The organism is Bradyrhizobium daqingense (genome assembly GCF_021044685.1).
In the GTDB taxonomy this organism is placed as follows: Bacteria; Pseudomonadota; Alphaproteobacteria; order Rhizobiales; family Xanthobacteraceae; genus Bradyrhizobium; species Bradyrhizobium daqingense.
The window spans coordinates 3,093,066-3,105,191 of sequence record NZ_CP088014.1 but is presented as its reverse complement, the minus strand read 5'-3'; the positions used below and the strand labels follow the sequence as shown (position 1 = coordinate 3,105,191).

The 12,126-nt window shown below is 65.2% G+C and carries 13 protein-coding genes; 1 reads left to right on the top strand and 12 read right to left on the bottom strand.

Features of this window, described 5'->3' with window-relative positions:
* Nucleotides 1–186 precede the first annotated feature (186 nt).
* Nucleotides 187–1,143 (bottom strand): tRNA (adenosine(37)-N6)-dimethylallyltransferase MiaA, encoded by a 957-nt coding sequence (gene miaA / locus LPJ38_RS14840; protein WP_145636719.1) that lies wholly within the window; start codon nucleotides 1,141–1,143, stop codon nucleotides 187–189.
* An 11-nt stretch (nucleotides 1,144–1,154) separates the two neighbouring features.
* Here miaA and serB point away from each other — a divergent pair, with 11 nt between their 5' ends.
* Nucleotides 1,155–2,060: a phosphoserine phosphatase SerB gene (gene serB / locus LPJ38_RS14835; protein ID WP_145636716.1), complete on the top strand. Its 906-nt coding sequence runs from the start codon at nucleotides 1,155–1,157 to the stop codon at nucleotides 2,058–2,060.
* 108 nt (nucleotides 2,061–2,168) lie between these two features.
* On the opposite strand, the gene LPJ38_RS14830 is transcribed toward serB, so the two are convergent.
* The 11 genes from LPJ38_RS14830 to LPJ38_RS14780 form a co-directional block, all read right to left on the bottom strand.
* Nucleotides 2,169–3,674, bottom strand: a complete 1,506-nt coding sequence (locus tag LPJ38_RS14830) for a Do family serine endopeptidase (protein ID WP_145636713.1) — start codon at nucleotides 3,672–3,674, stop codon at nucleotides 2,169–2,171.
* 143 nt (nucleotides 3,675–3,817) lie between these two features.
* Entirely contained in the window at nucleotides 3,818–4,024 is a 207-nt protein-coding gene (locus tag LPJ38_RS14825) for a DUF2065 domain-containing protein (protein ID WP_145636710.1), read from the bottom strand.
* A 69-nt stretch (nucleotides 4,025–4,093) separates the two neighbouring features.
* The gene (gene hflC, locus LPJ38_RS14820) at nucleotides 4,094–4,990 is read right to left on the bottom strand and encodes a protease modulator HflC (RefSeq protein ID WP_145636707.1); all 897 of its coding nucleotides are present in this window, start codon (nucleotides 4,988–4,990) and stop codon (nucleotides 4,094–4,096) included.
* Complete coding sequence (gene hflK, locus LPJ38_RS14815) at nucleotides 4,987–6,129, bottom strand: FtsH protease activity modulator HflK (protein ID WP_145636704.1); 1,143 nt, start codon at nucleotides 6,127–6,129, stop codon at nucleotides 4,987–4,989. Before hflK ends, hflC begins: the two co-directional genes overlap by 4 nt.
* 153 nt (nucleotides 6,130–6,282) lie before the next feature.
* Nucleotides 6,283–6,795, bottom strand: a complete 513-nt coding sequence (locus tag LPJ38_RS14810) for a dihydrofolate reductase (protein WP_145636701.1) — start codon at nucleotides 6,793–6,795, stop codon at nucleotides 6,283–6,285.
* Nucleotides 6,795–7,280, bottom strand: coding sequence for a GNAT family N-acetyltransferase (locus LPJ38_RS14805; RefSeq protein WP_061849343.1), 486 nt, complete (start codon nucleotides 7,278–7,280; stop codon nucleotides 6,795–6,797). The genes LPJ38_RS14810 and LPJ38_RS14805 overlap by 1 nt, the downstream gene beginning before the upstream one ends.
* Nucleotides 7,281–7,286: 6 nt before the next feature.
* Entirely contained in the window at nucleotides 7,287–8,081 is a 795-nt protein-coding gene (locus LPJ38_RS14800) for a thymidylate synthase (protein ID WP_008556810.1), read from the bottom strand.
* Nucleotides 8,082–8,268: 187 nt separating this feature from the next.
* Nucleotides 8,269–9,249, bottom strand: a complete 981-nt coding sequence (locus LPJ38_RS14795) for a tripartite tricarboxylate transporter substrate binding protein BugD (protein WP_145636698.1) — start codon at nucleotides 9,247–9,249, stop codon at nucleotides 8,269–8,271.
* A gap of 122 nt (nucleotides 9,250–9,371) precedes the next feature.
* Nucleotides 9,372–10,886 (bottom strand): tripartite tricarboxylate transporter permease, encoded by a 1,515-nt coding sequence (locus LPJ38_RS14790; protein ID WP_060735235.1) that lies wholly within the window; start codon nucleotides 10,884–10,886, stop codon nucleotides 9,372–9,374.
* Nucleotides 10,887–10,893: 7 nt separating this feature from the next.
* On the bottom strand, nucleotides 10,894–11,655 hold the full coding sequence (locus tag LPJ38_RS14785; protein ID WP_145636695.1) for a tripartite tricarboxylate transporter TctB family protein: 762 nt from the start codon (nucleotides 11,653–11,655) through the stop codon (nucleotides 10,894–10,896).
* Nucleotides 11,656–11,731: 76 nt separating this feature from the next.
* Entirely contained in the window at nucleotides 11,732–12,055 is a 324-nt protein-coding gene (locus tag LPJ38_RS14780; protein ID WP_231088639.1) for a hypothetical protein, read from the bottom strand.
* Nucleotides 12,056–12,126: the final 71 nt, after the last annotated feature.

The window sequence follows — 12,126 nt, the reverse complement described above, 5'->3', positions numbered from 1 at the left end:
GGCGATAAGGAGTTTGGTAATAATGTTACGCATGGCGGGTGCCCGGCTTCCCAAAGGTTGCGCGAAACATAGCGGCCAAAGCTTGGATGTCAAGGCAATGCGGCCGTTCCCGCGCGATTTTGGCAGTGTAGCGGTGTTCCCCGGCTTCGGCGAGAGGTAAATTCGGGAACCCGGCACAAAAGCCCGTCAGTCGGCGTCCTCGTTCGCCCTCACGACGGCGGCAAGCCATCCCGTCACCTCCACCGGCCGCACCCATTCGAATTCAGGCATTTGGTGCCGGAACCAGGTGAACTGGCGCTTGGCGTAGTGACGGGTATCAGCGCGGCCGATGCTGGCGGCCTCCTCCAGGCTGAGCTCGCCGCGCAGGTGCCGGATCAAGGCCGGCACGCCATGCGCCTTCATCGCCGGCAGCAGGGGATCGAGGCCGCGGGCGGCGAGCCGCTTGACCTCCGTCAGCGCGCCGGCACCCACCATGGCATCAAAGCGGGCATCGATGCGGGCATAGAGCTCGTCGCGCTCAGGAGCGAGAAACACCGCGCGAAATCTGTCCTTGGGCAGCAAGGGCGGCTGAGCCTCCCGATGCCAGTCGAGCAGCGAGCGGCCGGTCGCCTCGACCACCTCGAGCGCGCGGGCGATGCGGGTGCGGTCGCGCAGCTTCAATCGCTCGGCCGCACGCGGATCGCGGCGCGCGAGTTCCGCGTGCAGCGCCTGGACGCCGTTCCGTTCCAGCCGCGCGCGCACGTCGTCGCGAACCTCTCCAGGGATTGGCGGCACCACGGAGAGGCCCGACGTCAGCGCCTTGAAATAGAGCCCGGTGCCGCCAATGAAGATCGGCAGGCGACCTTCGGCCGTCGCTTCTTCGAGCACCTTCGCCGCGTCGCTCACCCAGGCTCCGGCCGAGAAATTCACGGCCGCGTCGACATGACCGTAGAGACGATGCGGCACCCGCGCCTCATCCGCCCCGGTCGGCCGCGCCGTGATGATACGGAGATCACGGTAGACCTGCATGGAATCGGCGTTGATGACGACGCCGCCGATGGCGCCGGCAAGCTCCAGCGCCAGCGCCGACTTGCCGCTGGCGGTCGGGCCTGCGATAAGCACGGCCTTGCCAACGGGCCTTCTGCCGACTTGCCCCTCGCTCACGAAAACCTCAAATGTCCCTTGTCGCCACGTTGATCTGCAATCCCGACAATCCTGCGCTCGACTCCACCATCGTCGACGGCGCCCGCGCCGTGCTGCCTCAGGCAGCGCCCGCGCACTGGCTGTTCGACGGGGTCGCGGTCGACATTCCCTTCGGCGCCAATAGTAACCTCGGAGGCGACCGCCACGCCATCGAGCAGCGCCTTCGCGAGATCCGCGGCGACCTGCCCATCGACATCGTCGTGCAGCCAGCCGGCTTCCGGCGCAAGAAGCTTTTTCTCGCCGACATGGATTCGACCATGATCGGCCAGGAATGCATCGACGAGCTCGCCGACTTCGTCGGGGTGAAGGCGCATGTGGCTGCAATCACCGAACGCGCGATGCGCGGCGAGATCGAGTTCGAGCCGGCGCTGCGCGAGCGCGTGGCGTTGCTCAAGGACCTGCCCGCCAGCGCGGTCGACGAGGTGCTGGACAAGCGCATCACGCTGACCGCCGGCGGCCGCGCGCTGGTCGCGACCATGCGCGCGCACGGCGCCTACACCTGTCTCGTCTCGGGCGGCTTCACGCTGTTCACGCGTGCGGTCGCCGCCAAGATCGGCTTTCAGGAAAACCGCGCCAACGAGCTGGTCGTGCGCGATGGCAAGTTCACCGGCGAGGTGAAGGAGCCGATCCTCGGCCGTGCCGCAAAGCTCGCAACGCTGATTGATCTGATGGAATCCTTCGATCTCGACGACCTCGACTCGATCGTCGTCGGCGATGGCGCCAATGACCTTGCGATGATCCAGGCGGCGGGGCTGGGCGTTGCCTATCACGCCAAGCCCGCGGTCGCGGCCGCCGCGGCGGCGCGCATCGATCACGGCGATCTCACCGCGCTGCTTTACGCGCAGGGATATCGGCGGGACGAGTTCGTGGAGGCGTAGCCCTCAAGGTCGTCATGCCCGGGCTTGCCCCGGGCATCCACGTCTTCTTCGGTCCGCGCCGTAAAGGCGTGGATGGCCGGGTCAAGCCCGGCCATGGCGAGAAGCCACCTACTGCACGCTCAGCGCCACGAACCGCAGCTCGCCGTCGGCGTTGGAGACCAGCAGCAGCACCGACTTCTTGCCGTCCTTCTTGAGCTGGTCGACCCGTTTCTGGATGTCGGCACCGCTCGACACCGCCTCCTGCGCCACCTCGACGATGACATCGCCGGCGGAGAGACGCTTCTCGGCGGCGTCGGAATTGGCGTCGACATTGGTGACGACCACGCCCTTGACGCTCTCCTTGATCTTGTAGCGCGTGCGCAGATCCTTGCTCAGCGTCGCCAGATCGAGGCCGAGTGCCTTCTGCGTCACCGGCTTCTCGGGCGCGGGCTCGTCGGTCTTCACCGCGGCCTGCACCTTCTCTGGATCCTGCAGGCGACCGAGGGTGACCTTCTTGGTCTGCTCCTGGCCCTTGCGGATGATGACGACGTCGACCTCCTTGCCGACCGCGGTGTCGGCGACGACGCGCGACAGGTCCTTCGGATCCTTGACGTCCTTGCCGTCGAACTTGACGACGACGTCGCCGGGCTCGATGCCGGCCGGCTTCGCCGGACCCTTCTCGTCGATGCCCGCCACCAACGCGCCGCGCGCCGGCTTGATGTTGAGGCTCTCGGCGATCTCGTCGGTGACGCTCTGGATGCGCACCCCGAGCCAGCCGCGGCGCAGCTCGCCGAACTGCCGGAGCTGGTCGACGACGCCCACCACCGTCTTCGACGGCACGGCGAAGCCGATGCCGATAGAGCCGCCGGAGGGCGAGATGATCAGCGTGTTGACGCCGATGACGTCGCCGTCGAGGTTGAACAGCGGACCGCCGGAATTGCCGCGATTGATGGACGCGTCGGTCTGGATGTAGCTGTCATACGGACCCGAGGAGATGTCGCGGTTCTTGGCCGAAACGATGCCGGCCGTCACCGTGCCGCCGAGGCTGAAGGGATTGCCGATCGCGACCACCCAATCGCCGAGGCGCAACTTGTCGGAGTCGCCGAACTTCACCGCCACCAGCGGCTTCGGCGGCTTGATCTTCAGCACGGCGAGGTCGGTTTTCTTGTCGACACCGACCAGCTCGGCCTTGATCTTGGTGCCGTCGTTGAGGATGACGTGGATCTCGTCGGCGTCGGCAATGACGTGGTTGTTCGTGACGACCACGCCGGCGGTGTCGATGATGAAGCCGCTTCCGAGCGAGTTGGTCTTGCGCGGCGGGCTGTTCTCGCCGCCCTTGCTGCCGCCGCCGGGCCCCCTGCGGTTCTTGAAAAAGTCGTCGAAAAACTCTTCGAAGGGCGAGCCGGGCGGCAATTGCGGCATGGTGTTGCCGGCGCCGCCCTTGGCCTCGACGTTCTGCGAGGTGGAGATGTTGACCACCGCGTCGATCACCTTCTCGGCCACGTCGGCAATGCCGTCCGGCCCACGCGCCTGAGCCGGCGTGCCGAATGCGCCGAAAGCACCGATGGCGAGCGCGGCCAGCCCGGTTCGCACCCAATGGCGCAAGCGGGACGGGGCGATGGTGGCAGCGGTCATTGTGATCTCCAGAGAATAGGGATTCGGCGCCAGACTGCGCTCGAACGGGGGGCCGGCGCAAGCACGCAGCTTAACCGGGCTCAAGACCCCGAAAATACGGCAAAAACCCGTCGTTCGCCTTCACTTTGGCGTTGGCGCGATGCCTAAACCGGGCGCCGCATAACCCAGATCAGGACCAGGCCGGCCACGGCCGAACCGATGCCGACCGCCCGCAGGATGTTGTCCGGCGTGGCGATGGCGCTCTTCATCGCCTTACGCATCCAGTTCGGACTTGCCGCGAACATCAGGCCTTCCAGCACGAACAGGATGCCCAGGCCGATGAGGAAGTCGGCAAACGCAATGGACCTCATCGGAATGGAACCTCCCGTCGTGCTGTTTTTATCTGGACAAAAGGCGGCCACCGGCCGCCCTTGTCTGGCTTACGGCTTTGCCGGCGTCTCGGTTGCCATCTTGCCGGACGGATTACTGAAGTACCGGAAGAAATCCGACTCCGGCCGCAAGAGGAAGCGGGTGTCGTTGGAACGCAGCCCGTTCTCATACGCCGTCATCGACCGGTAGAAGGCGAAGAAGTCGGCATCCTTGCTGTAGGCCTCGGCGAACAGGCGGTTGCGCTCGGCATCGCCCGCGCCGCGGGTCTGTTCGGCCTGTGAATTGGCTTCCGCGATGATCACGGTCGCCTCGCGGTCCGCCCTGGACTTGATCTCCTGGGCCTTCTGGCCGCCCTGCGCGCGGAACTCGGCAGCCTCGCGCTCGCGCTCGGTCTTCATGCGCTGATAGACCGCCTGACTGTTCTGCTCCGGCAGGTCGGCACGGCGGATCCTGACGTCGACCACCTGGATGCCATAACCGTCGGCCTCGCGATCGAGCTGGTCGCGGATACGCAGCATCAGCTTCTCGCGGTCGTCGCGAACCACGTTGATGAAGGTGACCTCGCCCAGAACCCGGCGCAGCGCCGCGTTCAGCAACGTGGTGAGCTGGATGTTGGCGGCCTGGATCGAGCCGACACTTTGATAGAAGCGCAGCGCGTCCTTGATGCGATAGCGTGCGAAGGCATCGACCACGAGCCGCTTCTGATCCGAGGCGATGGCTTCCTGCGACGGATTCTCCAGATCGAGGATGCGCTTGTCGATGTTGATCACCGAATTCCACGGCGCCTTGAAGTGCAGGCCGGGCGCGGTGACGACGTCGACGGGCCTGCCGAACTGGAGCACGATGGTCTGCTCGGTCTGCTGCACCGTGAACAAAGACATGTAGCCGACGACCAGGACGAGCAGGAGCCCGAGCAGGGTGACGAAACCTGTGACCGGAGACCTCATCGACTGCCTCCGCTCGACTGCGGACCGGGCGTAGGCTGCCGCCTGGGCGACAATTCGGGAAGCGGCAGATAGGGCACGACGCCCTGCCCCCCGGAGCCGCCGTCATAGACGAGCTTCTCGGCGCCGCCGAGCACACGCTCCATCGTCTCCAGATAGATCCGTTCACGCGTCACGTCGGGTGCCTTCTTGTATTCCTCGTAGACATTCAGGAAGCGCGCGCTCTGGCCCTTGGCCTCGGCGACGGCCTGCTCCTTGTAGCCTTCGGCGTCCTGCTGGATCTTGGCCGCGCGTCCGCGCGCCTGCGGCACGACCTGGTTGGCGTAGGTCTGCGCTTCGTTCTGCAACTGCTCCAGATTGGCGCGAGCCGCCTGCACGTCACGGAACGCGTCGATTACCTGCGCGGGCGGGTCGACCTTCTGCATCTGCACCTGAGTGATGAGAATGCCGGCGCCATAGCTGTCCAGCGTCCTCTGGATCAGCTCCTGCACGCCCTGCTCGATCGTGTTGCGGGCGCCGGTCAGGATCGGCTGGATCTGCGAGCGCCCGATCACCTCGCGCATCGCGCTTTCGGAGACCGCCTTCACGGTGCCTTCGGGGTTCTGGATGTTGAAGAGGAAGGCGCCGACGCCGCCTGCGTCCGGCTTGATGCGCCAGAGCACGGTGAAGTCGACGTCGACGATGTTCTCGTCACCGGTGAGCATCAGGCTCTCTTCCGGCACGTCGCGAATGGAGCGGCCGCGCCGCGCCGGATCGTCGATCAGCGTCATGCCGATGGAGGTGGTGTTGACGCGCAGCGCCTTCGGCAGCAGCACGGTCTCGATCGGATAAGGCAGGTGATAATTGAGGCCCGGATCCACGGTGCGGACATGCTTGCCGAAGCGCAGCACGACGCCGCGCTCTTCGGATTGCACGCGGAAGAAGCCCGACAGCAGCCAGAACACGATGATGAGCAGGATGATCAGCGTGATGCCGATGCCGGAGAAATAGCCGCCCGGCATGATCTGCTGGAGGCGGTCCTGGCCGCGTCGCAGAAGGTCCTCCAGATCGGGCGGCCTCGGCCCGACCGGTTGCGGGCCTGAGCCCCATGGTCCCTTTGGACCCGAGCCCCATGGGCCACCGCCCTGATTCTTCCACGGCATTCGACGCTCTCCTCGGCAGGGTGGAATTGCCCCCGCCCGCTTTGTCCGGTCCGGCTTTATAGGGGACAGGCAAGTCCCTTACAACGCAGCCCTGACCGTCTTTCGAGCTATGCTCAGGCACGAAAAAGTCAATGTAAACATTGAAGAAAGCGGTTAATGGCCGCGCCGCCGACGATATGTCACATAGGAGAAGTCAGCGCTGTCGTCGGGGCCGGCAGGATGACGGATGCGTGCCACCTCATCCCACTGCGCCTTGTCGATGTCGAAATGCGTGTCGCCGTCAGGCCGCGCATGCACTTCGGTGATTTCGAGGCGATCGGCGCGATCGAGCCATTGCCGGAAGATCTCGGCGCCGCCAATCACCGCGACCTCGGTGACCGAACGCCGCAGGGCGTCGCCGCGCGCAACCGCGTCCGCATCCGCCGCCGATGTCGTGACGATGGCGCCTGCGGCGCGATAGGCCGCATCGCGCGTGATCACGATGTTGGTGCGGCCCGGCAGCGGACGGCGGGGCAGGGATTCGAAGGTCTTGCGGCCCATGATCACGGGCTTGCCGATGGTTAGCGCCTTGAAGCGCGCCAGGTCGGACTTCAATCGCCACGGGATCGCATTGCCCGCGCCGATGACGCCATTCTCCGCGATCGCGACGACGAAGACGATCTCCATCAGGACGCGCTCCCGGCCAGCCGCGTCAGCGCCGGCCCGGTGACGCGGCACAGCGTCCAATCGTCCATCATGACGGCGCCGAGCGACTTGTAGAACGCGATCGACGGCGCGTTCCAGTCGAGCACCGCCCATTGCAGGCGTGACCAGCCGTTGTCGACGCATTCCTTGGCGAGAAACACCAGCAGCGCCTTGCCAAGGCCCCTGCCCCGATGCGACGGCCGCACATAGAGGTCTTCGAGATAGATGCCGTGGCGGCCGCTGAAGGTGGAGAAATTCACGAACCACACCGCGAAGCCGACCGCCTCGCCGTTCCACTCGGCGACCGCGCAATGGAGCTGCGGCCTCTCGCCGAACAGCGCGTCGGCAATCATCGCCTCGGTCGCCTCGACCTCATGCGAGAGCTTTTCGTATTCGGCAAGCTCGTGGATGAAAGCCAGAACAAGCCCGGCTTCGCCCGGACGCGCGCGGCGGATCTTGAGCGACATGGACTGCTAGACCGCGACTTCCGCCTTGATGTGTGGATGCGGGTCGTAGCCGACGAGCTCGAAATCCTCGTAACGGAAGGAGAAGATGTCCTTCACATCGGGGTTGATGCGCATGACCGGCAGCGCGCGCGGCGCGCGGGTGAGCTGGAGCTTGGCCTGCTCCAGATGATTGGAATAAAGATGGGTGTCGCCGAACGAATGCACGAAGTCGCCGGGCTTGAGGCCGGTGACCTGCGCGACCATCATCGTCAGCAGCGAATAGGAGGCGATGTTGAAGGGCACGCCGAGGAACACGTCCGCCGAGCGCTGATAAAGCTGACACGACAGCTTGCCGTTCGCCACGTAGAACTGGAACAGGCAGTGGCACGGCGGCAGCGCCATCTTGTCGACCTCCGCCGGATTCCAGGCCGAGACGATCAGGCGGCGCGAGTCCGGATTGCGCTTGATCATGTCGACGACGTTGGCGATCTGGTCGATGCTGCGTCCGTCAGGCGCAGGCCAGGAGCGCCATTGATGGCCGTAGACCGGGCCGAGATCGCCATTGGCGTCGGCCCATTCGTCCCAGATGGTGACGCCGTTGTCGCGCAGATATTTGATGTTGGTGTCGCCCTTCAGGAACCAGAGCAGCTCGTGCACGATCGCCTTCAGCGGCAGCCGCTTGGTGGTCAGCATCGGAAAGCCGGCCGACAGATTGAAGCGCATCTGATGGCCGAATACCGACAGCGTGCCGGTGCCGGTCCGGTCTGTCTTCTCGGCGCCGTCTGAAAGAATCCGCTCGAGCAGGTCCTGATACTGGTGCATGTGCCAAAAACCTTAGGAAGACGGCAGCCTTTGGGGAGGCGGCGAACTTAACGGCGCCCCCCGCGCGACGACAGCAGCGATTCGCTGCCTCCACCGATTATACCCGGAAAAGTGAGTGTTCCCGGCGCAAACGACAAGGGGCGGAACTCATCGTCCCGCCCCTCACCTATCAACTTGATCCTGTTGCTTAAGTTGCCGGCTTGAGCACCGGGCTCCACTTCGCGATCTCGCCCTTGACGAGGGCCGCCAGCGCCTCCGGCGTGCGGTCCTTGGGCGCTGGAATCACACTGCCGAGTTCGAGCAGGCGCTTCTTCACAGTCTCGTCGTCGAGCGCCTTGATGGCGGCAGCGTTCAGGCTCGCGATGATCGCAGGCGAGGTTCCCTTCGGAGCGAATATCGCGTTCCAGGCCTGGGCCTGGAAGGCTGGCAAGCCGGCTTCTGCCGTCGTCGGCACGTTCGGCAGCGACGGATTACGCTCGGCCGTCGCGATCGCATAGGCCTTGATGGTGCCGGCATTGATCTGCGGGACGGCGTTGACGATCTGGTCGCACATGTAGTCGACTTGGCCCGCCACCAGCGCATTCATCGCGGGACCAGTGCCGTTGAAGGGCACGCCGACTGGCTTGATGTCGAGGATGGAGTGCAGCAGCTCGCACGAGACGTGCGAGACCGAGCCGACGCCGGCATGCGCGGCATTCACCTTCTCGGCGTTCGCCTTCACATAGGCGACGAACTCCTTGAGGTCCTTCGGCGGAAAGTCCTTGCGCGCCAGAATCAGGATCGGCGTGCCCGCCAGCAGCGCAATCGGCTCGAAATCCTTCTCGGGATGATAGGCAAGCTTGGGATAGAGCGGCACCGAGGCGGCATGCGTGCCCATATGCCCGGTGATGAGCGTATAGCCGTCATTGGCCGCACGCGCGGCGCGCGTCGTGGCGGTGGTGCCGCCGGCGCCGACCACGTTCTCGATGATGATGCTCTGGCCCAGCGTCTGCGCCATGTGGCCGGTGACGATGCGCGAGATCACGTCCGTCGGGCCGCCGGCCGCGAACGGCACGATCATGGTGATGCTGCGCGTCGGGTAGGTCTGCGCCTCGACCGGCGCGATGAGGGTGCACAGCGATGCGAACGCTGCGGCACATGCGCCCGTGAGCGCGCGAATGATGGTCATGTCAAATCCCCTTGGACACACAAAAACGCCGGCCCAAAGGCCGGCATTTTCTTTTCATGAAGCCGTAACACAAGTCGATTCGACTTCCGAATGCGGCGCGCCGACGCAGGGGCGCGGCGGCCTCAGTTCTCGGACTCGGTGAACACCTCGTCGCGCTTGGCACGCAGCACCGGTAGCACCGTAAGGACGAGCAGCGCCGCCGCGACCGCCAGCAGCACCGCCGACAGCGGACGCGTCAGGAACACGCTCCAATCGCCGCGCGAGATCAGCAGCGCACGGCGCAGGTTCTCCTCCATCAGCGGTCCCAGCACCATGCCGAGCAGCAACGGAGCCGGCTCGAAATCGTGCTTGATCAGCCAGTAGCCGACCAAACCGAAGATGCCGGCCAGGATGACGTCGACCGGCGCGTTGTTCACCGAATAGATGCCGATCGCGCAGAAGATCACGATCGAAGGGAACATCAGCCGATACGGCACGCGCAGCAGCCGCACCCAGATGCCGACCAGCGGCAGGTTGATGATGATCAGCATCAGATTGCCGATCCACATCGAGGCGATCATGCCCCAGACGAGGTCCGGCTGCTTCTGCATCACCTGCGGGCCCGGCACGATGCCGTGGATGGTCATCGCGCCCACCATCAGCGCCATCACCGCGTTCGGCGGGATGCCGAGGGTGAGCAGCGGGATGAACGAGGTCTGGGCGGCGGCGTTGTTGGCGCTTTCCGGCCCTGCGACACCCTCGATCGCACCGCGACCGAACCGCGACGGATTCTTGGCGAGCTTCTTCTCGAGGGTATAGGCCCCGAACGATGCGATCGTTGCACCGCCGCCGGGCAGGATACCGAGGATCGAGCCGAGCACGGTGCCGCGCAGAATCGCGGGGGTCGAATCCGCCAGATCCTTTTTCGTCGGCATCAGGCCGGTGATCTTCTGCTGCACGAGATCGCGGTTCAGTTCGGCTCCGGCGTCGAGATTGCGGATGATCTCGGCAAAGCCGAATACGCCCATCGCCACCGTCGCAAAGCCGAGGCCGTCGGCGAGCTCCGGAATGTTGAAGGCCATGCGCGAGGCGCCGGTCTCGATGTCCGAGCCGACCATCGAGAGCAGCAGGCCGAACACGATCATCGCGATCGCCTTCAGCACCGAGCCTTTGGCCAGTACCACCGCGAAGATCAGGCCGAGCACCATGAGCGAGAAATATTCGGCCGGGCCGAACGCCAGCGCCAGTTTCGTCAGCGGCGCACCGAGCAGAGCAATGAGCACGGTCGCGACGCAGCCGGCGAAGAACGAGCCGATCGCGGCGATCGCCAGCGCCGGACCGGCGCGGCCCTGCTTCGCCATCTGGTGACCGTCGATGGCGGTGACGACCGATGTCGCCTCACCGGGTATGTTGACCAGGATCGACGTGGTCGAGCCGCCATATTGCGCGCCGTAATAGATGCCGGCGAGCATGATCAGCGCGCCGACCGGCGGCAATCCGAAGGTGATCGGCAGCAGCATCGCGACCGTCGCGATGGTGCCGATGCCGGGGAGAACGCCGACCAGCGTCCCGACGAGGGCGCCGATCAGACACATCAGAAGGTTGATCGGAGAGAACGCGACGGCAAAGCCGTGAGCGAGGTTGGCAAAGATATCCATCACGCCCTCACTGGATCAGGAAACGCGGAAACATCGGCATCGGCAGCCCGAGCACGTATGGAAACAAAATGGCGCAACCGACCGTCAGGCAGGCGCCGACGATCGCCGCTTCAAGCCAGCGCGTCTCGTGCGAGCCCGCCGCCGAGATCATGAAGCTCGCAAAGGCCGTGACCACGAGGCCGAGGGACCGGATCGACAGGGCAAAGAAGAGGATCGCGGCCACCACGAACAGGGGTCCCCGCCAGGAATAATGCGCCATCGCCGGCCCTTTGGTCAGAAGACCGGTCAAGGCAATGCCGGCGGACAAGACGACCAGCAGCCCGCCGAACATACGAGGCGCGGTCCCCGCGCCGAACGAGAAGCCCCGCATGCCCTGCAAGTCGCTCCCCGCCCACAGCGCGAACAGGGCAACCGCCATCATTACGACGCCGCCGACATAGTCCTGTGCGGACCGGATCGTCATGAACACCGTGAGGATGGCCACCGCAAACAGCGGATAGGAATAGATCAGCGCCAGCAGCACCTCGGACGCCATCTTCTTGGTGCCGCCACCGAACGATCCGAAGACGGCGCTGGGCGCGCCGAACAGCAGCGCCGTCGCATGGCTGGTGATCACCGTCGCCGGACTGCGGCCGGTGCCCCAGCCGAAGATCGTCCCGATCGACCAGATCAATTCGAAAATCTGCGGCGCGATCGCCAGCAGACAAAAGCCGAGGGCCAACCGGGTGTTTCGGGTGGCCGTCGCTGAGTGGCCCATCGTATCGGCCATGCATGTCTCCTCCGCGACCCGTAAGTCACGAGCACTGTTGTTCTAAATCGGCTGGACCGGATCCCCCCGCCCCGGATCACTGCCTAGCGATTTTCATCACACAATGCCAGCAAAACCCAACAAGCCCCCCGGCGAGGAGGAGCCAGAGTGGATTGATGCGCGAGATCGATGCGATCACTGCAACCGCCGCGGTCAGGAGCAGTGCAGCAATCCTGCGATCGGTCGACCGGGCCATGAGGGCGCTCGCCGCCAGCTGCGCAATCGACGGCGGAAGCAGTGCAGCCTGGATCAGGCCGGGCCAACGCGATTGGGCATCGACAGATTGTCGATGTTGAGCCGGGGCCAGGAAATGGCAGAGCGGCTGCTGCTCGACGATCGCGCGCCGGGCAAACACCAGCACGCCTCCAAATCCGGCCAGCGACATCCGGCCGAACGCCAGAACGGCGCGAGCAGGCCGGGCGGTGCGGCGGC

Bases quoted from the DNA above. Each gene is read 5' to 3' on its own strand.
- hflC (WP_145636707.1), bottom strand. From the start codon at position 4,990: ATGAGGTCTCCGGTCACAGGTTTCGTCACCCTGCTCGGGCTCCTGCTC.
- hflK (WP_145636704.1), bottom strand. From the start codon at position 6,129: ATGCCGTGGAAGAATCAGGGCGGTGGCCCATGGGGCTCGGGTCCAAAG.
- LPJ38_RS14825 (WP_145636710.1), bottom strand. From the start codon at position 4,024: ATGAGGTCCATTGCGTTTGCCGACTTCCTCATCGGCCTGGGCATCCTG.
- LPJ38_RS14830 (WP_145636713.1), bottom strand. From the start codon at position 3,674: ATGACCGCTGCCACCATCGCCCCGTCCCGCTTGCGCCATTGGGTGCGA.
- LPJ38_RS14795 (WP_145636698.1), bottom strand. From the start codon at position 9,249: ATGACCATCATTCGCGCGCTCACGGGCGCATGTGCCGCAGCGTTCGCA.
- LPJ38_RS14800 (WP_008556810.1), bottom strand. From the start codon at position 8,081: ATGCACCAGTATCAGGACCTGCTCGAGCGGATTCTTTCAGACGGCGCC.
- LPJ38_RS14805 (WP_061849343.1), bottom strand. From the start codon at position 7,280: ATGTCGCTCAAGATCCGCCGCGCGCGTCCGGGCGAAGCCGGGCTTGTT.
- LPJ38_RS14785 (WP_145636695.1), bottom strand. From the start codon at position 11,655: ATGGCCGATACGATGGGCCACTCAGCGACGGCCACCCGAAACACCCGG.
- LPJ38_RS14810 (WP_145636701.1), bottom strand. From the start codon at position 6,795: ATGGAGATCGTCTTCGTCGTCGCGATCGCGGAGAATGGCGTCATCGGC.
- serB (WP_145636716.1), top strand. From the start codon at position 1,155: ATGTCCCTTGTCGCCACGTTGATCTGCAATCCCGACAATCCTGCGCTC.
- LPJ38_RS14790 (WP_060735235.1), bottom strand. From the start codon at position 10,886: ATGGATATCTTTGCCAACCTCGCTCACGGCTTTGCCGTCGCGTTCTCT.